Source organism: Shewanella sp. SP2S2-6 (genome assembly GCF_031931965.1).
GTDB lineage: Bacteria > Pseudomonadota > Gammaproteobacteria > Enterobacterales > Shewanellaceae > Shewanella > Shewanella baltica.
On sequence record NZ_JAUOEQ010000004.1, the window covers coordinates 165,214 to 188,992 of the forward strand.

At 48.1% G+C, this 23,779-nt stretch carries 12 protein-coding genes and 1 pseudogene; 3 read left to right on the plus strand and 10 right to left on the minus strand.

Going from position 1 to position 23,779, the window contains the following annotated elements; genetic code table 11:
* The first annotated feature begins 209 nt into the window (after positions 1 to 209).
* Positions 210 to 1,751 carry an MFS transporter gene (locus Q4Q57_RS05265; protein WP_311890068.1) on the plus strand — a complete coding sequence of 514 codons (1,542 nt, stop codon included), beginning with the start codon at positions 210 to 212 and terminating at the stop codon, positions 1,749 to 1,751.
* Between the two features lie 100 nt (positions 1,752 to 1,851).
* Here Q4Q57_RS05265 and Q4Q57_RS05270 read toward each other — a convergent pair whose 3' ends face one another.
* Positions 1,852 to 2,376, minus strand: a complete 525-nt coding sequence (locus tag Q4Q57_RS05270; protein WP_011846271.1) for a DUF3087 family protein — start codon at positions 2,374 to 2,376, stop codon at positions 1,852 to 1,854.
* Positions 2,377 to 2,767: 391 nt separating this feature from the next.
* On the opposite strand from Q4Q57_RS05270, the pseudogene Q4Q57_RS05275 reads away from it, so the two are divergent.
* Positions 2,768 to 3,530: pseudogene (locus tag Q4Q57_RS05275) on the plus strand (substrate-binding periplasmic protein).
* A gap of 126 nt (positions 3,531 to 3,656) precedes the next feature.
* Here Q4Q57_RS05275 and Q4Q57_RS05280 read toward each other — a convergent pair.
* The 9 genes from Q4Q57_RS05280 to malQ form a co-directional block, all read right to left on the minus strand.
* On the minus strand, positions 3,657 to 4,763 hold the full coding sequence (locus tag Q4Q57_RS05280; protein WP_311890069.1) for a GTP-binding protein: 1,107 nt from the start codon (positions 4,761 to 4,763) through the stop codon (positions 3,657 to 3,659).
* Between the two features lie 256 nt (positions 4,764 to 5,019).
* Positions 5,020 to 6,438, minus strand: a complete 1,419-nt coding sequence (locus Q4Q57_RS05285) for a DEAD/DEAH box helicase (protein WP_311890070.1) — start codon at positions 6,436 to 6,438, stop codon at positions 5,020 to 5,022.
* Between the two features lie 129 nt (positions 6,439 to 6,567).
* Entirely contained in the window at positions 6,568 to 9,615 is a 3,048-nt protein-coding gene (locus Q4Q57_RS05290) for an EAL domain-containing protein (RefSeq protein ID WP_311890071.1), read from the minus strand.
* 130 nt (positions 9,616 to 9,745) lie between these two features.
* Positions 9,746 to 11,365: a glycogen/starch synthase gene (locus tag Q4Q57_RS05295; RefSeq protein ID WP_311890072.1), complete on the minus strand. Its 1,620-nt coding sequence runs from the start codon at positions 11,363 to 11,365 to the stop codon at positions 9,746 to 9,748.
* Between the two features lie 184 nt (positions 11,366 to 11,549).
* On the minus strand, positions 11,550 to 12,812 hold the full coding sequence (gene glgC / locus Q4Q57_RS05300; protein ID WP_311890073.1) for a glucose-1-phosphate adenylyltransferase: 1,263 nt from the start codon (positions 12,810 to 12,812) through the stop codon (positions 11,550 to 11,552).
* 183 nt (positions 12,813 to 12,995) lie between these two features.
* Positions 12,996 to 15,527 carry a glycogen/starch/alpha-glucan phosphorylase gene (locus Q4Q57_RS05305; RefSeq protein ID WP_311890074.1) on the minus strand — a complete coding sequence of 844 codons (2,532 nt, stop codon included), beginning with the start codon at positions 15,525 to 15,527 and terminating at the stop codon, positions 12,996 to 12,998.
* An 11-nt stretch (positions 15,528 to 15,538) separates the two neighbouring features.
* Positions 15,539 to 17,740, minus strand: coding sequence for a glycogen debranching protein GlgX (gene glgX / locus Q4Q57_RS05310; RefSeq protein WP_311890075.1), 2,202 nt, complete (start codon positions 17,738 to 17,740; stop codon positions 15,539 to 15,541).
* A gap of 1 nt (position 17,741) precedes the next feature.
* Complete coding sequence (gene glgB, locus Q4Q57_RS05315) at positions 17,742 to 19,964, minus strand: 1,4-alpha-glucan branching protein GlgB (protein ID WP_311890076.1); 2,223 nt, start codon at positions 19,962 to 19,964, stop codon at positions 17,742 to 17,744.
* 114 nt (positions 19,965 to 20,078) lie between these two features.
* Positions 20,079 to 22,505, minus strand: coding sequence for a 4-alpha-glucanotransferase (gene malQ, locus Q4Q57_RS05320; RefSeq protein ID WP_311890077.1), 2,427 nt, complete (start codon positions 22,503 to 22,505; stop codon positions 20,079 to 20,081).
* Positions 22,506 to 23,110: 605 nt separating this feature from the next.
* On the opposite strand from malQ, the gene Q4Q57_RS05325 reads away from it, so the two are divergent.
* The gene (locus Q4Q57_RS05325) at positions 23,111 to 23,740 is read left to right on the plus strand and encodes a peptidylprolyl isomerase (protein WP_259582520.1); all 630 of its coding nucleotides are present in this window, start codon (positions 23,111 to 23,113) and stop codon (positions 23,738 to 23,740) included.
* Positions 23,741 to 23,779: the final 39 nt, after the last annotated feature.

Genomic DNA, 23,779 nt, shown 5'->3' on the forward strand with positions numbered 1-23,779 from the left:
AACCGAGCACAGTCCAATAACAGAGGTAGGCTAACTCATCATTTTTTGCTACTTTTTTGGCGTTTAAGGCCGAATTAGGTAAAGTATTAGCTCAAGCAAGCCTATTCACGTATTTTAGTAAGATAAAATTATTAACTATAAAAATTTAAGATGTTGATAATTAATGGCTTAATTAATAATAAATTCAATAACAATAATAAGGGAAGGACATGAGTCAGAATAGTCCAAATGCAGGCAACGACCTGCGGGAAGTCAAACAGCTCGGTATATGGGCGTCCATTACTAGCTTAGGTTATGTGTTTTGGCTGGTCGGCGGGATGGAGTTAGTCGAGCGTATCGCTTACTACGGCGTCAAAGCCAGTGCAGGACTGTACGCTAAAGCGCCTGAGTCTGCGGGCGGGCTTGGGATCAGCCTAAGCGACTACGGCATTATTATTTCCCTCTGGGCGATCATGCAAACTTTTGTGCCTGTATTCACCGGTGGCATTTCTGACCGCGTCGGCTACAAAGAAACCATCTTTGGCTCCACCATCATTAAAATCTTTGGCTATCTGGTGATGGCATTCTTCCCCAGTTTTTGGGGCTTTCTTGCTGGCGCATTACTCCTCGCCATCGGTACTGGGATATTTAAACCGGGCATTCAAGGCACCTTAGTGCTGTCCACTAATCGCAATAATACCTCTATGGCTTGGGGCATTTTTTACCAAGTCGTCAACATTGGCGGTTTCCTCGGGCCGTTAGTGGCCGTGCACATGCGCCAATTGTCGTGGGACAATGTGTTTTTCGCCTGCGCCGCGATTATCTCGCTCAACTTCTTATTTTTACTGACTTATACAGAGCCAGGTAAAGCCGAGCGACTAGAGCGTAATAAACAAATCAAGTCGGGTGAAGTCAAACAAGAAGCCCTGTGGCGTGATGCTTGGCGCGAGCTGAAAAAGCCAATTGTGATCTACTACATGCTGGTATTTTCAGGCTTTTGGTTCCTGTTCAATGCCCTATTCGATGTGCTGCCTATCCATATTTCCGAATGGGTCGATACCAGCGTAATTGTCACATCCCTATTTGGTAGCGAAGGCACCAGTAACGGCATTCTGCAATTTTGGCTCGGCCTCAATAACGAAGGCACTAAAGTGATGCCAGAAGGCATGCTCAACCTTAATGCGGGCCTGATCATGACCTGCTGCTTTATCGTCGCCGCACTGACGGCTAAATACCGTATTACTACCGCCATGTTTATGGGTTGTTTACTGAGTATTTTGGCCTTTGTGTTTATCGGTGCTTTCCATGCGGCTTGGTTTATCGTGCTCGCAATTGCTATGTTCTCTATTGGCGAAATGATGATTAGCCCGAAGAAAAATGAGTTTATGGGCAACATAGCGCCCGAAGGTAAAAAAGCCATGTACTTGGGCTTTGTGATGTTACCCCAAGGGATCGGCTGGGGATTAGAAGGCTACTTTGGTCCTAAACTCTATGAGATTTATGCATCGAAGGAACTGTTTTCGCGGGATTTGTTGCTAGAGCGCGGCATGAACAGCACTGAGGTTAGCGCCATTCCCCAAGGTGAGGCCTTTACTACCTTGGTGAGCTACACAGGTGAAAGCGCCCAGGATCTCACCCAGATGTTGTACCACAGCCATAACATTGGCATGGCGTGGTACATCATCGCTGCCATAGGGACTATCTCAGCGGTGGGGATTTTTATCTATGGTAAGTGGTTACTCACACTGCAAAGAGCCCAGCAAGCCGCCTAAGCGGGACTCGCTGACCTCATTCGGGGTAAGGGCGATAAAGACAAGATAAGGGCTAAATAAGGGCAAGGTGAGGAGCGATCTTCATCTTGCCTTGTCAGTATCAGAAAGGACGCGTCAGCAGCTCAGGCGTAAATTGTTCAGGCGATAGCAATAAACCTAAGCTCTCGATTTGTGCATTCAAACGATTGAGATCTTGAGTCAGCGCCGGCAAGGTCAACGTATTGTCATCGAGTTCATACACTTGCCTTAAACTCGTGTAATAAAACAGCAGTATAATCAAAGCATTCACATCATTTTGCGCCGCAGCGGCTTTAATCTTAATCAACTTGCGATAGATACGATTATGAAGCTGCTTTAATTGCCACACATAATAAATTTCGCTGAAGAAAGGTTTATCCTTCAAGTTGTAAATCACTGCGCTACACAGACCCAGACTGAAAATCACCCCTAAGAGATTCAAATGGAAATTACCTGTAGGCTCGCCCGGCACAGGCGTTGCCCCAAACAGCGCAATCAGCCCTGCACCCAAAAGCAATGACAGCACGACTAAGCTAACAACTAAAATTACGATGAATAAATTCATGTTTTTACGATACAAGGTTTTATCTATTTCCTGCAGCTTCATAACATCCCGCTCAAATAGGCCGCCTAGCGTTGGCGTATCAATCAATTAGTGGCAGAGCATACCCCAATCCCCTTTATTCGGCCTTAACTGATTTAAACGCATAACTAAAATACATTTCTCATCCTCACCCGCAAGCGATACAAATTGACACCTTTAGGTATCATTAAACGATCTGAGGGATAGGATGATGTATCAATTGAAGATCAACGGCTTAATACCCTTACGATTATCACTAATCTCACGTTTATCTCAAAACATAAAAATGTTAACGTGCGCCCCAATCAAGGTAAAATTTGCTAACCTTAATCTCAGTGAATTTCATCATGGTATCGCCACCTTTTGCGAGATACCTAGCCTTAAGCTCCCGCATTCATAACACACAAGGAATGCCATGATACCCAGCAAAGCCTTTGCACAAGTCATCCTTTTGGCGCTCAGCAGCCTTTGCTTGACTGCGCAGGCCAAAGACCTGCTGGCCGTGGGTACAAGCTTCAGCCAAATTTTCGAACTACAACCCAATGGCGAATATACTGGCTTAGGTGTCGATATTTTAAATCGCTTTGCCCAGCAGCAAAGTGTGAACATTCACTATCAGATTACACCTTGGCGCCGTGCCATTTCTATGGTCGAACGTGGCCAAGCGGATATTCTGATTGGTCCCTACGATACCCCAGAGCGTGAAGCAAACTTGGCTTTTGCGACGAAAGCCTTTTACCGCGATAATATGGTGTTCTATGCCCGTGTAGGCCATGAAATTGTCTGGAATGGCGACTATGCCAGCATTAAAGGTCAACGGATTGGAAAGATGCAGGGGTGGAGTTATGGCCCGACGTTTTAATGAACAAACTAAATCTTTTAATATCAATGAATTTGTCGATATTAAAAGCGGAATAGAACGCCTCTCTCGGGGTGATTTAGATTTACTCGCCACAAACAGCCGCAATACCGATGCCGTGCTCGCCCAAATCAAAATCCCTAAGGCGATTACCCCAATCACACCGATAATCGATGTCCAAGACGGTTATATGGCATTTCCGAAGCAGGCGAAATTCGATCCCTTAAGACAAAGGTTTGACCGTTTTTTCGAGGACATGATCCAAAATGGCACCTTTACGACACTCGGCCAAGAATATCGCGTAACCTTGCCTTACTGAGCCGGCGCGACTGATCATGCACGACTGTTCCTTCATGTACGACCGCTGCAACTTTATTAGCACCCGCCTAACCTATGCTCACATGTGTAATAAAGGGCGATGGGAAAGTCAGTGAGCAGTTAATCGTTAACAAAGACAGGCGAGCAACTGCAGCTCAATCTCGTCCCAATCGACGCCATTCACTGTAATCATCTCAAGTCTGGAATCTAAGGTGTCATCGAGTTCAACCACAGTAAACTCATGATCAATCCAGTTAAATCCAGCGATCCCCTCAGAGGTGATCATTACAGCCTTTAACCTCAGCAAGACTTGCCCGACGTCTGATGACTGAGTGTAACGCTGAATTAACGCCATTAATTTATCGAAATCAAACTCTTGTCTTGGTTCAAACACCCAGCCGCAGCTAAAACAGCCTTCGCCTTGATTCTGCTTGCGTACTATGCCACGTGCATCGAATTCGAGAGCGACTTCGATTGCGCCTTCGGCAAAAAGGCTTAGCTCACTCAAACGCGAACCACCCGTGCGGAACAGGCTTGGCGCTGTCGTCGGTAGGCTGCCCAGCTTTAAGCCCACGCTAGCATGCCCATTTATATTGAGTGACACGCGCCTTGGTTGGTTTAAATAATCCAGCAGCGCGCTAGGTAAAGGTTGCTGGTTAGTGTGGCTCACAACAGGAATATCAGTGCGCTCGATATGACTTAAATAGGTCTGTAACTCATAGAGTAACTTAGTATTTTCAGCGTCATATAAATCCGACTTAGTCGCGATAATCACATCGGCCACTTGCAGCTGTTGGATGAAGTTTGCATGTTCGCGATAGCGAGGATCGTGGATTTTACGCGCGTCCATCAAACATAAAGTACTGCGCAGTGAAATCACATTCTGATAATGGGGTGCACTCAATACTTTAATGATTTCATTAGGATGCCCAAGCCCAGTAGGTTCTATCAATAAGCGATCAGGTTTTGCTTTCGCAATCAACTGATTGATCGCCACTTGCGTCGGCACGCCCGCTGCGCAGCACATACAGCCCCCCGCCACCTCACGAATTTGTATGCCGTTATCGGATGAGTTCAGTAACCCCGCATCAATGCCAACCTCACCAAACTCATTGACCAGCACAGCCCAAGTCTCATCCGCGGGTTTAGTCGCCAGCAATTGTTTAATCAGAGAGGTTTTACCTACGCCTAAAAAACCTGTGATGATATTGGTGGGAATCGCTTTGATAATCATAAGGAAACTCGCTCGAATAGAAAGCTTGGCGCTCGAGTGTAGAAGTATTGGCTTTGAAGCTCAACAAAAAGCGCATCGGTGAGGATGCGCTTTTAGAATGGTGGGGCTATTTAACCAACTAAGCAAACGTTAAACAGCAAGGCTGACAGGCTCTTGGCGCTTATTAGCCTTGATTGTTGGGCTTAGCTTATTCTGGTTTAAATTATTTTGACTTAACTTATTTTGACTTGGCTTATTTTTACTTAGCTTATTTTACTTATTTTGACTTATTGGTGCGAGAGCCAAAACCTGACTTATTGCTCACCAAATTCGACTTAGGTTTAGTCGCATTAAACGGCTTACCTGAGCCAGAAGCAGGCTTAGCACGGCTAGAGGATTTATCGGCACCTGCTTTGCTGTCCTGCGCTTTACCTTTAGCGTACTTACCCTGACGAGACTGACCAATAGTACGATCCTGCGGCGCCTTATGGCTCCACTTTCCAATCGGCTTAATCGGTGCGGCGGGCGCATCACGGTAGCGGGCAGGTAAAGGCGTGCCTTCTTCATAACCCGGTTGTACCGATACAGGCAGTTTTTGCTCAATCAAGGCTTCAATTTCAGCAAGCATTTCATCGTCAGAAGGTGACACGAACGAAATCGCGCGACCGGTTAATCCAGCACGGCCTGTACGGCCAATGCGATGGATATAATCTTCGGCAAGGAAAGGCAATTCAAGGTTGATCACCATAGGCAAGGCATGAATGTCTAACCCACGTGCAGCCACATCGGTTGCCACCAGCACCCGTAATTTACTGGCTTTAAACTCTTCTAACACCCGATTACGGGCGCCTTGAGTTTTATCGCCATGGAACACGCCTGCGGCTATGCCATCAAGCTTTAATTCTTGCAATAAATGCTCGGCGCTTTCTTTCGTGCTGGCAAACACCAACACTTGGCGCCAATTGTTGCGGCCAACGAGTTCTGACAACAGCTCGGCTTTACGACGTTTATCAACGCGATACACTTCCTGCACTACTGTGGAAGCCGTTGTCGTATCGGCAACATTCACCCACTGAGGTTCATTTAGCATCTTCTCGGCAAGTTGTTTAACCGCATCACTATAGGTCGCTGAAAACAACATAGTTTGATGCTGCGGCGCAATTAAGCGTTTCACTTTTTCAATATCGCGCACAAAGCCCATGTCTAACATGCGGTCGGCTTCGTCGATCACTAAGGTCGTGACGCTCGATAAATCTAACTGGAATTGGCCGATAATATCGAATAAACGACCTGGGGTTGCCACCAAAATATCAACGCCCTGCTCTACCCCTTTACGCTGGGGATTCATGTTGGCGCCGCCGTAAACAGCTAAGGTTTTCAGTGGCAGGAACTGGCTGTATTTCTGGATGTTTTCGCAGACTTGGATCGCGAGTTCGCGGGTGGGAGTCATCACCAACGCACGTAAAATCGGTTTATCATTGCTGTCGCTTGTTAAAGACTCAGCCGCCAGCTTTTCAAGTACAGGCAGAGCAAAGGAAGCCGTCTTACCTGTACCCGTTTGGGCGCAGGCCATAATGTCTTTGCCTTCAAAGGCAAGCGGGATCACTTTCTCTTGCACTTGAGTGAGTTGCTGATAGCCACACTCAGTTATCGCATTCAAAATAGGAGAAGATAAACCGAGTGTTTCAAATTTCATAGGGACTCTTTAGCTAAGTAGTAAAACTTTGATGCGAGGTGATACTCAATGCCCCAACGCGGGGCCGCGGAGTCTAGCAAAATCCGCGGCGTTTTTATAGGCAATTATCATGTCTCAGTGAATATCCCCTCAGACACGGGAGACTAACGGCGGATCCTGCAGGTATTTTTGGGTGAATTCAGCGGCAGGCACAGGTCTTGAGAACAAGTAACCTTGGCCGTAGTCACAACCTGCTGCCAACAACACTTGGCGCTGCGCCTCGGTTTCGACACCTTCGGCAATCACCTTCATTCCCAATTTGTGGGCCATTACTATTATCGCCTCACAGAGAATTTGATCGTTTGAATCGGTATCAATATGGCGGGTAAAAGATTGATCAATTTTAAGATAGTCGATATCAAACTTTTTCAGATAGGCGAGTGACGAGTAGCCGGTACCAAAATCGTCCAGCGACACTTGCACGCCCGCATCACGGTAGGCCAGTAGTTTTTCGGTCACCCCCATACTGGCATCCAATAACAAGCCTTCGGTAATTTCAACGCACACGCCCGCGCCTGTAATATTAAGATCTTGCAATAACTTCAACCAATCATTGAGCAGCGTGCCTTCATCACGAAATTGGATTGGGGATTTATTGACGCTGATTTGGATTTCAACCCCTAATTCATGACGCCACGCCGCACTCTGGCGAGCGGCTTGCTCGAACACCCAATTGCCGATTTCAACAATCAAGCCAGTGTCTTCCGCAACAGGAATAAACTCAGCAGGCGACACAGCACCACGCTCTGCATGATGCCAGCGGATCAAGGCTTCAGCCTTGGTCACTTCACCCGTTGCTAAGGCAACAATCGGCTGATAATGCAGTTCAAATTCTTTATTCACGACCGCTTGACGTAAGTCTTGGATCAAGCGCATGCGGTATTTGGCGTATTCCTGCATCGATGGGGTGAAATAGTTGAAGCGATTACGCCCTTGATCTTTCGCCGCATACATAGCCTGATCCGCATGCTTGAGAAGCCCTTCAATACTGGTCGAATCATCGGGATATAAAGTAATCCCAATACTGACGCTGATATAAGCGGTTTCTTCCCCTAACACATAGGGTTCGGCAATTCGTCGCAAAATATTCTCGGCGACGCGCTCAATCCCCTTATGGTCTTCCATCGAACTTAACACCACAGTAAATTCATCGCCGCCAAGACGCGCCACGACGTCGGCATCACGCACACAGGATTTCAAACGACTCGCGGTTTCTATCAGCAGTAAATCGCCCATGGCATGGCCTAAGGTGTCATTCACTTCTTTAAAGAAATCTAAATCCAAGAACAATAAGGCAAAGTGGTTGCGATTGCGGTCGGCATTTTTCACTTCACTGCTTAAATACTCCAACAACATGCGCCGATTAGGCAACCCCGTCAGCGTATCGTAGTTAGCCTGTTTCCAAATCAGATGTTCATTTTGCTTCTTATCGGTAATGTCTGAGAACAGGGCAACACGTCGATAGGGATGGCCTTCTTTGTCATTAATGGTATTGATGGTTAACCAGATGACATATTCCTCGCCATTTTTGCGCCGCTGCCACATTTCCCCCTGCCATTGGCCTTTCTCGCGGATATCATTGTTCATTTTGGTGTAAAAATCACGGCCATTGAGGTCACAATAAAGCAGCCGAACATGTTGCTCCCGCACTTCAAATTCACGATAGCCCGTCATCACACTAAAGGCGGCGTTGACGGTAATAATCACGCCCTTTTCATCGAGGACACTCATGGCTTCAGAGCTGTTATCGTAAACCAGTGCCGACAATTTTAAGGATTCTTCGATAAGTTTTGCGTCGGTAATATCGGTATAGGTTCCGCACATCCGCAGGGCATTGTTGTTTGCATCTCTGCTCACGACTTTACCTGTATCAAGGATCCACCGCACCTTACGGTTTACGGTATTTAAGCGGTACTCCATCTTATGTTGCGCCGTTTCGCCACGAATATGGGCCTCAATCGAATGCAGCACTTTAGGTCTGTCTTCGGCGACTATCGCATCCATCCATTGGCGACTATTAGCGTTGAGCATATCAACATCGCAGCCAAGAATATCGGCGCTGCGGGCGTTACGTTCGATACGATCATGACGAATATCCCAATCCCACACTCCAAGATCGCTACTGCTTAACACCAGTTCGAGTTGTTCACGGCTAGCGAGCACCTCTTGATCAGCTCTGGCCTGTGAGGTGATATCAATAAATCCGGCAATCACCAACTGCACGGCATGATTACCACCGCGCTTACAGGCGACTGTCATATGGGTGTAAACCACGCTACCGTCTTTAACGATAAAACGTTTATCCATCTCGTAATTATCGATATCCCCCCGCAGCATAAGCTCAAATTTCGACGCATCCGCTTCTAAATCATCGGGATGGGTAATTTGCGTCCACGTCATCCGTAGCAATTCAGCTTCTGAATATTTGAGCATTTGACATAAACGTGGATTCACCTTTATCCACTTTTTATCTATTCCCGTTATTGCAATACCAATATTGCCGGCGTTAAATTGGCTCCTAAAAAGAAAATCATCCTGCAAGCGAATTTGTTCATCACGCTCTAATTCAAAACGTCGCGATAACAAGCGGCTCAATAGCCAAGTCGCAATGGGGAAAATGGTGAGCACAGGTAGGGTGACTTGTTCTAGTAAGGGCATTCCGATGCCATTGGGTAAAAATACGAACCACAACAACATCACGATATGAACGGTATAGGCAAAGAGAAAAATTTCTCCACCTGAAATATTGGCTAACAGAGACTTACGATATTGACGCCAGATCACCCCAATTAACCCGGATGACACTATCACGCCGACGCCAATCCACATCCCCGCGCCACCAATACTGATGCGATATAGCGCCGTCATCACTACAGCAATAAAGGTCGGCAAACCACCGAAAAAGAGGCCTGAAATACAGAGGATAACCGAGCGAGTATCGAAAAAAACGCCCGGTTGATATATCCAAGGCGTGCTCATGATGGTGATACCAATACCACCGATGAGCATCCCAATAATGATACGCCACAGCAAGAAATACTGCCGCTGATGCTTTTTAGGGATCACGTCGTACAAAAAGACCAACGCCAGCAGCAAAGCCGCATTTTGCACTAACGGAAAGAGAATACCTTTATCCATGACTCAGAGAGCGACTCCAATAAATGAGGGGGCTTGATACAATTTTAACATTCCCCTCACTAGTGTAGCAGAATCACTTAGAAATCATGCGTTAATTCCTTTTACCACATCACACTTTGTATCTGCTGCATCACACTTTGCAATAGAGTTGTTGACGATATTGTTCAGCAATGGAATGCCAGTCAAAACGCTGCGCCATGGCCGCCGCACGCACCTTTGACCATGTTTTCCCCTCGAAACAAGCAATGGCTTGCATCAACCTTTGCAAAAACGCTTCGGCTTGCTCGTCTAAACTATTGCCGTTAAAAGCAAAGCCAGTCACGCCATCCTCAACGGTATCCTTCAATCCGCCCACTCCATGCACTAAGCAAGGCTGTCCGGCGCGCATCGCGAGCATTTGACTGATGCCACAGGGCTCAAAAGAGCTTGGCATCAAAAATAGATCGCCATGCTGATACAGCGCTTCGGATAACGCCTCGTTGTATCCTTGCAAAAATAATAGGTTATCGTATTTAGCCCCTAAGGCTTGGAAGGATTTAGCAATCGATGCGTCGCCACTGCCGAGTAAAATCAGTAGCGCCGTCGGTTTTATCTGCTTCAACGCTTTAAGTAAGGTCTCAAGCACAGATAAGCCCGTGGATAATTGATGGCGCAGCAGTAAAACTTTTTGGTCGGTCAAACGGCCGACCGAAGTGAGTAACAGACTCGGTACTTGCTCCGCCATTGCTTGGCGCCAATGGGCTTGTGTGCGCGCAAAGGCAATCATGTCCACGCCGCTCACTTGCGCTTGATGTCCCTGCCATTGCACTAACGCAGTTTCAACCGCACTCAGCAATTGCTTGAACTCGGGTACTTGAATACGCGCAGGTGGCTTAGCGGCTAAATCCGATACTGACGAATAGACACAGCCATTTAAAATCCCCACCACTTTGCCGTCATTAGCCTTGACTTGTAAGTCATGTTCTAGCCCTTCGCCACCAAAGAATCCCGCCTCAGGTTTGGAGGGCTGTAACACTTCTTTGGCGTAACTGGGTGAGACTAAATGCACTTTATCGCTCAGCACTATGCCCATGCGCATTGGGTTAACGCAGTGGGGATAACGCGGATCGGTGATCAGCTGTTTTTGCCCCTGCGTTAAAGACGCAAATAGCTCGGGAAACCAAGCCGCAAACGAGGACGAGTCTTGGCTTAGGGGACGTATCCCCTGCAGAGCCAAATTGTGGATAGAGAACACGCACTCAATCTGTTTTAGTGCGCTGAACTCAGGCACAAACGCCCTTAGCATGGCTAAGCAGCCCGCATGCCAATCATGTAAATGCAGCACAGCCGGCATTGGCACTCGACCCGTGGCTAATGCCGTGGCGACACTCGCGCAAAGGAAAGCAAACTTAGTTGCATCGTCGGCAAAAGGACGCTCGGCGCTGCCTTGGCTATAAATTTGCCCAGGTACGGATTGCCATAATGCATGTTCGAGCAGATAAATCATCGCCTCTGGCACTTGAGGATGGGGCATGGCAAACACGTGCACCCGCTCCAATCGGCCGCCAAAGGCCACAGTTAACTCACCCAAATCTTGGGGTTGATTCGCGACCGCAGTCAAAAAGCCATAGCTTGGCATAATCACATCGGCGCACAAATCCACACCCGCCAAAGCGTCGGGTAAGTCACGGATCACATCCGCCATACCGCCAACCTTGGCGCCCGCAAGGGCACCGTTTTCAGCCGCGACCATTAAAATGCGTTGTTTCAATTAATTGGATACTCCCGCTACTTCATTTCAGCGGCTTATTAATAAGCTGACTGTACCTAAGCGCTAAATCTAAGGGCTTAATCTAAACACTTAACTTAAGCCCGTACTTAAAGCTCAAACTTAAGCCCGTTTCTATGCCGTTTGCGCTCGTTATGCTTGGCGACTCAAAGGATGAATTGCAATGTTATTCATAACCCACTGGTAAACCTAGCATGTCACGGGTCACTAAAGTGACGCCTTTTTCCGACACCCTAAAACCTTTGGCTCGGTCGTGATCATGGTTATAACCTATCACCATGCCTTCGGGAATAATGCAGCCACGGTCGAGTATGGCATTCTTGATTTTGCAATGGCGCAGCACGACCACATCGGGCAGCACGACTGAATCTTCAACCAACGAATAAGAACAGACACGTACTTCGTTAAACAATACGCTACGGCGCACTGTCGCACCCGAAATAATACAACCGCCCGAGACAATCGAGTCCAGCGCCATACCGCGTCTATCATCGTCATCAAACACAAATTTAGCGGGTGGCAATTGTTCTTGGAAGGTCCAAATTGGCCATTTTGCATCGTACAAATTCAGTGCTGGCGTGGGCGATAACAGCTCCATATTCGCTTGCCAGAAAGAGTCTAACGTCCCCACATCGCGCCAATAGGCTTGCTCATTTGGGAAAGCGCTCTTAAAGGGATAGGCGAACACATTATGTTTTTCGATGATCGCAGGAATAATATCCTTACCAAAATCCCGATCTGAGCTTTCGTTTAAGGCATCTTTCTTGAGCTGGTCAAACAAAAACTCTGTGTTAAACACATAGTTGCCCATAGATGCTAAACACATTTCAGGATTGCCCGGAGAATGCTTAGGCTGCTGCGGCTTTTCTTCAAAGCCTAAGATGCGCATCTCGTCGTCGACTTCCATCACTCCAAACGAACCCGCCGCTTCGGCAATAGGCACCTCAAGGCATGAGACTGTCATATCTGCACCCGACTCGGCATGGGCGGCTAATAACCCCGCATAATCCATGCGATACACGTGATCGCCCGACAACACCATTACGTATTTAGGCAGCTCATGGCGAATGATGTCGATGTTTTGGAATACCGCATCGGCGGTGCCTTGATACCAGTTTTCCGAATAGCGTTGTGAGGCGGGTAAAATCTCCACCGACTCGCCGAGCTCCTTTTTAAAATGGCCCCAACCGCGCATCACATGGCGGATCAAGGAATGCGATTTGTACTGAGTGACCACACCCACACGGCGAATACCTGAGTTGATGCAGTTAGACAGCGGAAAATCGATAATACGAAACTTACCACCGAAATACAGCGCCGGTTTAGCACGCCAATCCGTGAGTTCATGCAAGCGAGACCCGCGCCCACCAGCTAAAATCAACGCATAGGTTTCACGAGTTAAATTACTGATATAACGAACATTAGACATAGGCTCTTACTCCGAAATCGGCAAACTGATTGCCCATAAATGGCTTCTCGATACGGCAGAAACGGCCGTATTCCCCTGAGTATTTCTCACTTGCATTCCCCATTCCTTCCATTGATTGTTGCTTTCCTTTCAAACACTTATACTCATCCGCTATAACAAGACTTATAACCCAGAGCCCAGCCCTTACAGTTTCCAAATTTCATCGCGATAACCCGCGATCGTCACATCACTCGAAAAACGTCCGCTGGCGGCGGTATTGCGAATACTCATTTGCGTCCAAACCTGCGGATCTTTATAGGCCCGCGCCACGGCTTCTTGTACGACTCGATAACTGTCAAAGTCGGCGGCCGTCATCCATTGATCGTCGCTGCTTTCGATGGCGGCAATAATGGGATCGAAAATCCCAGGCTCCAGCAGATTGAAATGACCACTCTTGAGTAACTTCATCACCTCAGATAACGCCGGTGAATCGTCAATAATGCTGCGTGGATGATAGTGGTTACGTACCTCTGAGACCTGCTCCGCATTGAGTCCAAACAGGAAGAAGTTCTCTGAACCCACTTCCTCTAACATCTCGATATTGGCGCCATCCATAGTGCCAATCGTCAGTGCGCCGTTCATCATGAACTTCATATTGCCCGTGCCCGATGCCTCTTTACCCGCGGTCGAAATCTGCTCGGATAAGTCAGTCCCCGGACAGATTTTTTCCATGGCGCTGACGTTGTAATTAGGTAAGAAAGCAAAACGTAGATAAGGCGTGACTAAAGGATCGGAATTAACCATGTGGGCGACATTGCTGGCGAGCTTGATGATCAACTTAGCCATAAAGTAGCCGGGCGCCGCTTTACCGCCGATCAACACGCAACGTGGCACCATGTTTTCGGTGTGGCCTTGTTGGATCTGATGATAGAGATGAACCACATGTAAGATATTGAGTAGCTGACGTTTATATTCGTGAATACGCTTCACTTGCACATCAAACAACATAGATGGATCGAACTCGACGCCACATTCTTTAGCAATCATCTTAGCCAGCAAAGCCTTGTTGGCTTGCTTCACATCACGCCATTTTTGGATAAACGCCGTGTCCTGCGTAAGGGCATTGAGCGCCGTTAACTGGCTTAAATCTGTCACCCACTCTTTACCTAAATGGGCCGTCAATAACTTAGCTAAGGCAGGATTACAATGGGCAAGCCAACGCCTTGGGGTCACGCCATTGGTGCGGTTATTAAACTTGTGCGGCCACAACTCATAGAAATCCTTAAACAACCCTGATTTAAGCAGTTGCGTGTGTAAACCCGCGACGCCGTTGACCGAGAAACTCGCCACAATCGCCAGATAGGCCATGCGCACGTGAGGATGGGGGCCATCTTGAATAATCGACATACTCGCCAGTTTGCTAGCGTCCCCCGGCCAGTGGTGGGCGACTAAATCTAAGTAGCGGGCGTTGATTTCATAAATGATTTCTAAAATGCGTGGCAGCATCTGCGCCATCATGCGCACGGGCCAACGCTCTAGTGCTTCTGGCAATAGGGTATGGTTAGTGTACGCCATGGTCTGGCTGGTAATCGCCCACGCACTGTCCCATTCCAAACCGTATTCGTCGATCAATAACCGCATCAACTCAGGCACGGCAATGCTAGGGTGAGTGTCGTTCAGCTGCATCACATTTTTAGCGGCAAACTGGGTGAAATCATGGCCATGGCGACTCACCCAACGTTTGAGTAAATCCTGCAAACTGGCGGAGGATAAAAAGTATTGCTGACGTAATCGCAGCTCTTTGCCGTTCTCGCTGGCATCATTGGGATAGAGCACCATAGTGATCTGCTCAGCCAAGTTTTTACGGGCCACGGCTTCTGTGTAGTCGCCTTGGTTAAACTCAGCTAAATCAAAGTCATCGGTCGCTTCGGCCTTCCACAATCTCAGGGTATTCACCCGTCCATTGCGATAACCAGGAACTGGCATGTCATAGGCGACGGCGAGCACATCTTGGGTTTCTACCCAAATAATGTGCCTGCGGCCCTGTTTATCAACATAGGATTCAGTGTGACCAAAAAATGGCACTATTACGTTGTGGGTGGGCACACGAACTTCCCACGGATTGCCTTCGCGCAGCCAACGGTCAGGGCGTTCAACCTGATAACCGTCGACTATCTTCTGGGCGAACATGCCATATTCGTAACGTATGCCATAGCCTGTCACTGATAAGTCCATGCTGGCGCAGCTATCGAGAAAACACGCCGCCAATCGGCCTAAACCGCCGTTACCTAAACCGGCATCATGTTCAGCTTCTTCTAACTCTTCTAGCGATACCGCATAGTTGCTCAAGGCATCACGGCTATCTTGCTGTAAATCTAGACTCAGCAGTGCATTACCTAGCGCCCTGCCCATCAAGAACTCAAGGGATAAATACGCCACTTGCTTGCGCTGAAAATGGCTGTCATCCATGCGGGTTTGACGCCAATTGTCTAGCATCTGCTCTTTCACGCTGTAAGCCAGCGCTTGAAATAATTCGCAGCTCACACCTTCGCCACGGCTGAGTCCATAACGTAAATGGCGCTCAAAGGAAGCGGGCAAGGAATCGCAGGGTTCACAGGGTTCAGCGGCTTTAGGCTTGGCCTGACGCTTAGCTGGCGCCTTCTTACTTGCCGCTTTTGGCGCGGATGGTACGGTTTTTTCGCTGGTATTGGGGCTCAGTTCGCTTTCGTCAGTCATAGTTAATTCCTTCATTTCTTGAAAATCAAATCAGCATGAAAAAGCATGAGACTGCGATCTTGCAGCAAGTATCGCGTCGTAGAGATCTGAGCATCCAGCGGCTCAGTTTGGGTATGAATAAGGCATTGCCACGGACTCAAGTGCTCAAAGGTCGGCGGCGTAAAAGCTAACGGATTATCGTCGGCATTGACCATCAACAGCAGAGCTTGCTGCTTGCCTCGGCCTTCTAAGTCACCAGAAAGCACCACAGACAAACTGCGACACATAGACTCAGTCCACAGGCTCTTGGTCATTTGCTCACCTTGACGACTAAACCAATCTAAGCGAGCACCGGTATCGGCTAAGGATTCGGCCAATAACTGTTCGTGAATGAAGCGTTTAGCGCATAACAAGGGGAAACGTTTGCGCAGGGCGATAAGCTGCTGAGTAAAGGCTAACAGCTCAGTATCCATACCCTTTGCCGACCAATCAAACCAGTTCAGTTCATTGTCTTGGCAATAGGCATTATTGTTACCTTGCTGGGTGCGGCCCGTTTCATCGCCGCTCAACAACATAGGCACACCTTGGGATAAAAATAGCGTAGTCAATAAGTTACGCTGTTGACGACCACGAAGTGCCAGAATTGCGCTATCTTCGGTTTCCCCTTCAATCCCATAATGATGACTGAAGTTTTCTTGGTGACCGTCGCGATTATCTTCCCCATTCGCCAAATTGTGGCGCTGGGTATAACTCACTAAATCTTTGAGGGTAAAACCGTCGTGACTGGTTAAAAAGTTAAGACTGGTCGCAGGCGGACGGCCGCCATGCTCGAAGAAATCCCCCGAGCCATGAAACCGCCTGGCAAATTCGGGCAACATGCTGTGATCGCCGCGCCAGAAGCGGCGCATAGTGTCTCTATATCTGTCATTCCACTCGCTAAAGGCCACGGGGAAATTACCTAATTGATAACCGCCAGGGCCGATATCCCAAGGCTCAGCAATCAATTTCACTCGGCACAACACAGGGTCTTGCAACAATGCATCGAAGAAACCTGAGCCGGGATCAAAACCATAGGCCTCGCGACCTAGGCAGGCCGCTAAGTCGAAGCGAAATCCATCGACGCCCATGATTTCTACCCAGTAACGCAGCGAATCTAACACGAGCTGCAACATGCGTGGATGGTTGATATTTAAGGTGTTTCCGCAACCCGTATCGTTAATGTAAAAACGCTTATCATTCGGATGTAGGCGGTAATAACTGAGATTATCTATGCCACGAAAACTAAAGGTTGGCCCAAGTCGACTGCCCTCGGCGCTGTGGTTATAGACCACATCGAGGATCACTTCGATACCCGCACCGTGGAGTGCATCCACCATAGCGCGAAACTCACCAATATCGTCGGATGACAGATAACTCGGCTCGGGGGCAAAAAAGCCAATACTGTTGTAACCCCAATAATTAGTAAGCTTTTTCTCGAGCAAAAATGGTTCAGTAAAAAAGGCCTGTACTGGAAGTAACTCGACGCACGTCACCCCAAGTTCGGCCAAATAATCGATAGCAAGCTGAGTCGCTAAACCCGCAAAGGTGGCGCGTTTATTAGGTTCAATCTCAGGATGCGCCGCCGTAAAGCCTTTAACGTGCATCTCATAAATAATGCTGCGCTCTAGGGGTTTGGGCTGAAACCTCGTCGCTACGGGCTGAATCGACTGCTTAGCGGCGATGTCGATTAATGGACGAATGTCCACAACCTTACATTTTGGCACATAGGCAGCGTTATCTAACTTACTGAAAGATAAGTCTTCATCCTTGTGATTCAGCTCGTAACCATAGTTAGACTCATGGTCGCTATATTCACCGACCAGCTGGCGCGCATAGGGGTCGAGCAATAACTTATTGGGGTTAAATCTGTGGCCAAGCTGAGGCTCATAGGAGCCATAAACGCGATAGCCGTAGAGTTGCCCCGCTTTAAGCCCCTGCACAAACACATGCCAGATTTGCTGGGTTTGTTCAGTTAACGCAATCCGCGCGACTTCTTGCTCGCCATTGTCATCAAATAGGCATAACTCGACCGCTGTCGCGTTAGCTGAAAATAACGCAAAGTTGACGCCATCGCCTTCAACATTAGCACCGAGCGGAAAAGGCTCACCTGCCCCCAAGGCCCATTTCTCATTTTGAGAAGGGTTATGTTTAGCGTCAGGGTTGAGCTTGATATCATCAGCCGTGGGCTTTTGCATACTAGTTCGCCTCAGCCAATCCAGTTGCAGGCCCTATGACTAGACAGCCCAAGGGCGGCACAGTGATCAGCGCGCTCTGCGCCATGCCCTGCCACGGCAGCAGCTCAGCAACCACAGTGCCCGCATTACCTTGGTTACTGCCACCATAAATCTGGCTATCGCTATTCAGGTATTCGCGGTAATCCCCCGCCAAGGGCAAACCAATACGGAATCCAGTGTGCAATTGGGGCGTCATGTTGATGACAAACACTAACGGCGCATCACCCGCTAAGCCGTAACGCACAAAGGTAAAGATGCTGTCGCGGCTATTCTCACAATCTAGCCAACTAAATCCTGCTCCCTCGTAATCCTGAACCGATAAGGCTGGCATTTTTTGATATAAGTGATTGAGATCTTTAAGCCAACGTTGCACACCTTGGTGCGGTTCATAAGCCAATAAGTGCCAATCTAAACTCTGGTTATGGTTCCACTCATTTCGCTGACCAAACTCGCAGCCCATAAAGAGTAATTTCTTCCCGGGATGCCCCCACATAAAACCGTAATAAGCACGCAGGGTGGCAAATTTCTGCCAATCATCACCGGGAATTTTATGCAGCAACGAGCCCTTGCCATGGACCACTTCATCGTGACTCACGGACAACATAAATTGCTCGGTATAGGCGTACATCAAACTGAAGGTCAATTGATGATGGTGGAATTGGCGGTAAAGCGGATCGCGGCCTAAGTAGCTTAAGCTGTCATTCATCCAGCCCATGTTCCATTTAAAGCCAAAGCCAAGACCTTGCTGATCCGTCGGCTTAGTCACCCCCGCAAAAGCGGTGGACTCTTCGGCGATCATGCAAATGCCGGGGAAAGCTTGGTACAAGCGTTGATTCAAAATTTGTAAGAAACTAATGGCCTCGAGATTCTCCCGTCCACCATAGGCATTGGGCAGCCATTGGCCCGGCTCGCGGCTGTAATCGAGGTACAACATAGAAGACACGGCATCGAGACGCAGGCCATCGAAATGAAACTCCCGCAGCCAGTAACAGGCATTACTCAACAAGAAACTGCGCACTTCACCGCGATCATAGTTATAAATCAAGGTATCCCAATCGGGATGTGTGCCCTTGCGAGGATCTTCATGCTCATACAAACAAGTGCCATCGAAACGCACTAAGCCGTGGGGATCCTTAGGAAAATGCGCCGACACCCAATCGAGGATGATACCAATTCCCGCCTGATGGCAGGCATCCACAAAGGCTTTTAACCCATTGGCATCGCCAAATCTGTGGGTCGGTGCATAGAGACCCACGGGCTGATATCCCCACGAACCATCAAAGGGAAACTCGCTGATCGGCATCAGTTCAATGTGGGTAAAACCTTGCTCCTTCACATAGGGAATCAGCTGTTCAATCAAGTCTTGATAATCAAGATATTGCTCGCCCTTACGACGCCACGAACCTAAGTGCACTTCGTAAGCCGACATGGGCGCTCTATGCCAAGCAGTCGCCGCTCGCTTACTCATCCAAGCGGTATCATTCCAACTGTGATGGGCTTTTGGGGGCACGATAGAAGCATTATGGGGCGCGCATTCCATTTGAGTCGCCATGGGGTCAGACTTGGTATGACGCTCACCATTTTGATAAACCAAATCAAACTTATAGTGGGCGCCTTCAACCACATTAGGCAGAAATAGCTCCCACAAACCATTGGCAAGATGTTGGCGCATTACATGGCGAGTATCGTCCCAATGGTTGAAATCCCCCACCACAGAAACCCGTTTGGCATTGGGTGCCCACACACAAAAATGCACACCTTCAACGCCTTGAGTCTGACGCCAGTTGGCGCCTAAAAATTCATAGGCGCGCTCGGCGCTGCCTTCACCAAACAGGTAAATATCGTCACTATTAAGCAATGAATCAAACTGATAAGGGTCGACTATATCTAACTGACACAGGGGATATTCTACCCGCAGCAAATAGAGAAACGGTTTGACGCGTCGCCCCAGCGTACCGGCGAACAATCCCTGCTCGTTAACTTTGTCCAGACTCGCTACTTTGCGGCCATCTTTAATGCTGATCACATCCACACTGAGGGCATTGCGTAAAAAACAACGAACAATTAATGCCTTACCCTCGTTGGCACTGTGCATACCCAAAAGCGAAAAAACATCAGTGTATTGACCATTAAGTAGGGCGACGTCGGCGCCATCGTAGAAATAGGCATTGGCTTGAGTCATCATTTTTCTTCCGTTTATCAGTCAATTAAACTTGCAAATTGGCACTCTTTATCCGCATAACACCACCTAATTATCGAACCTTTAGGGATGGCATAATGTAGCACTGGATCAGCAGCATTAACTCGGTAGCTGTCTCGCCGCGGCGATATTTTGTAATCGCAGCAGTATCTCTGGCGAAGCCGACACTTGCGTTAAACTCAGCGGCAAGCGGCGCTGCCAGTTAGGATATTCGAGCCAAGTGCCGGGAATGTTCACCGCATGGCGATCGGCTAATAAATCACACAGTTGCACGCTGTACAGCGCACTATTTCCGCGAGCCCCTAGGGTCATCCAAGCCGTGAGCAAGGTTTGAATATCAAGCTCGGCTATCGTCACCTCGGCTAACAGACCTTGAGCGACTAACAGTGAAATAAGCTGTTGCTTTTCATGTTCACGCCCAGCCAGCGCCTCACCCAATTGGTCGTCAGTTTCAAACAGGGATAACTGTCGACGCAGGTGCAAATCGCTGCCGCACCACCAAGCCACTAAGGTCGGCACATCGTGGTTCGCCAGCATCATCAGGCTCTGGGACTTGTATTGATCCGGTGACTTAAAGCCTTGATGGTCTTTGCAGAAATAGAACAATTCGTTGGAGTAAATGCCAGAGGTGTAGAGACGATGAATAATGTCCGGTGGCACTAGTCCTAAGTCTTCACCAATCACCACACAGCGGGCGCGTTGACTCTCAAGGCAAACGATGGCGAGCATGGTTTCAACGGGATAATACACATAGGCACCCTGGCCGAGTTGTTTATCCAGTGGCCACCACCAGAGGCGCAGTAAGCCCATCACGTGATCGATACGCAAGGCGCCACAGCTTTCCATATTGGCGCGGATCAAGGCGATAAAATGACTGAAATTATGTTGTTTTAACTTCACCGGATCGAGGGGCGTTAAGCCCCAATTTTGCCCTTGGGGTGCAAAGGGATCGGGCGGTGCGCCGATACTGGCATGCAAACAAAACTGCTCGGCATTGGCCTGTACTTCACTGCCCTGCAGCGCTGCGCCAACGGCCAAATCACGGATCAATCCCAGCCCCATGCCCACTTCTTTCGCTTTTAGCTGGCAAAGGTGTAACTGGTTTTCGGCCACAAATTGCAGGTAAAGATAGAAACCTTCTTCTTGTACAAACGCTTTTGGGCTACGTAAGTATTCCGCTTGAGCAAACTCTTGCAGCGCAGTGCCCTGCTCACGCACAAACTCATGGAATCTTTGCGCTCTGGGCGTGTCGTTTGCTAAATGGGTTTCACAAAAAACGCAATATAACTGCTCAAAGGCACGGTATTTGAGCTCACTCACCTTAGGATAATCGAGCCAATTGTCACGATTCAGTAAGGCGATGGCCTCTAGCCAAGAAGCGCTTGAAAATTCAGTGGTAAGTGCTTGGTATTCAGGAACGCTTTGTAATTGAATATAAAGAGGATTGAGTCTGCGGCGATCGCACGGACTATAGGGACTCGGATGCTCTGGCGCCGCAATGTCGAGGGCATGCAAGGGATTGAGTTGAATGAAATCCGCGCCCTGCGCCGCCACCAGCGCAATCAGTTGTTCTAAATCGCCAAAGTCACCAATGCCCCATTGGCTCTCGCTGCGTAAACTGTAGAGTTGAACGCTGATCCCCCAAGGTTTATGGCGTTTACCTTGGGCGACAGCCGTGAGTACGCCTTGATAAGCGGCCCGCGGTGCCACCATTAAGGTGCCAGAAAACAAGGTGCTGGTATCAGCCTCTGCCGTCACACTGCTCTGTAGCGACGAGCTTGGCGCTGATGCACTGGTCTCTAGAGCATGTTTTAAGCTTAAAGCTATGCGATGAAAGCCCAAACCTAACACAGAGAAATCACTCGCATTTTTGTCAGCTGCATGCGCAAATGAGTCTTGGTTTTTGATCAAGGCTGGATTGTTAGTGAACTCTTGGCTGCTCAAGAAATAAGACGCTAAATTCACCGCCTCAGTCTCAGCGGGCATTGAGTGTTCTGGGGAAGCTTGGGTCTTAGCCTCAGCTAAATCTAGGCGTGCTAATCCCAGTTGCGTAAGATCAAGGCGATAATGGAGATAAAGCGTTTGTTCAATACGGTAATCGCCAATCGACTTAAGCGCTGAAAACGGCACATCAAATACGATAGACTCACCCTGTTCGCATTCAATCGCCACACTCAGATCTGAGGTATAGGTTTCGGGTAAACAAAGGCTTATCCAAGGTTCATCCACAAAACACCAATGGAATTCGGGTAACACCTGAGTCCAAGGACGGGCATCCAGCAAGTCAATTTGTGAGGCGATCAGCGCTTCGGTCAATACCGCATCGACATTAGTCAGCCCAGCATCACTCGATAACGCCTCTGTAGCAGAAGCATCAATGGCAGTCCCTGCCACAGTGTTTTTTTCCTGTAACATACAGGTCAAGATACCTTGCCTGTCTACCTCGGAAATATGGATCTCTTGGCCAAAACAATCAGTAAATTCTGCTCCAACCCCCCGCAAATACAGCAACTTTTCCAGCCCCATATTTTGTCGCCCCCGCGACCGCTCATCCATGGCTTTAGATATACAGTAACCATGCCAACCAAAAGTAACAAGAAGATGACATAAATATTTCAGGGAAATAACAAAAAACTTTTTCAAAAAATCAGTAACTTACTAGAAGCACTCAGTTAAGTTCGCGCGCAGTGACAATCGAAATAATAAACATGGAACGCACCAACTTGGGGCATGCGTTCAGCAAGAGGGCAAGCATGCTTCTCAAGGCCTTAACGAAAAGCAGTCGCGAGAGGCAGTTACAAAAGACAAGCACTAAGCAGGGAACTAAGGCATAGAAATAACATGACAGGCGTAAGACATTTATATGTCATAGCATTCGAACTAAAACCCAATGAATAAGACCCAAAACATATCGACTAGTGAGTTCGGTGCAACACTTTGTATCAATTGCACTTTATAACTTGAACAGCCTATCTCTCCTCTGTCAACATCTCATCTCGCTACAGCGTAGAAACATAATAACAACATTACATTCATGGAGCCTGATATGCCCTCGCTTATCCGCCAGAGGCTCGCTCGATGGAACGCTAAAGCAGAAACTCCCCAATGATGATTGAGAATAAGGATATGAAATGAAGAAGTTATCAGGATTACTGTTTGTCGGCTGCATAGCCTTAACCGGTTGTGAAGGAAGTACAGATGGTGATCTAACGCCGACGCCACCGACGCCCGATCCCACTCCGCCAGCCTTAGCTGCGGATGTATGTTATTTAATGAAAACCACAAAAGGCGATATCACACTCGCCATTGACTTAACGAACATGCCTATCACAGGTAAAAACTTTAAGCAGTATGTTGATAAGTCTTTCTATAACGGCACCTTATTCCATAGAACCGTTAATAACTTTATGATCCAAGGCGGCGGTTTTACCACAGGGCTCAAAAGCAAACCAGGCGATGCCCCCATCAAAAATGAAGCCGCAGTCGGTATTAGCAACAAACGTGGCACTATCTCTATGGCTCGCACGGATGATCCAAATTCTGCAACATCACAGTTCTTTATCAATGTGTTAGATAATCCACATTTGGATGCGTCTGCAAGTAGTTATGGATATGCCGTGTTTGGCAAAGTGGTTGACGGTATGGATGTGGCGGATCAAATCAGCATAGTACCAACAAAAAGTAGCGGTGGTTTCGCCAACACGCCAGTACAAGAAATTCTGATTAACTCTGTGGCTACAACAAGCTGCCCTGCAGCTTAAGCATCTAAAAAGACGCACAGCTAAACGACATCGAGTTAA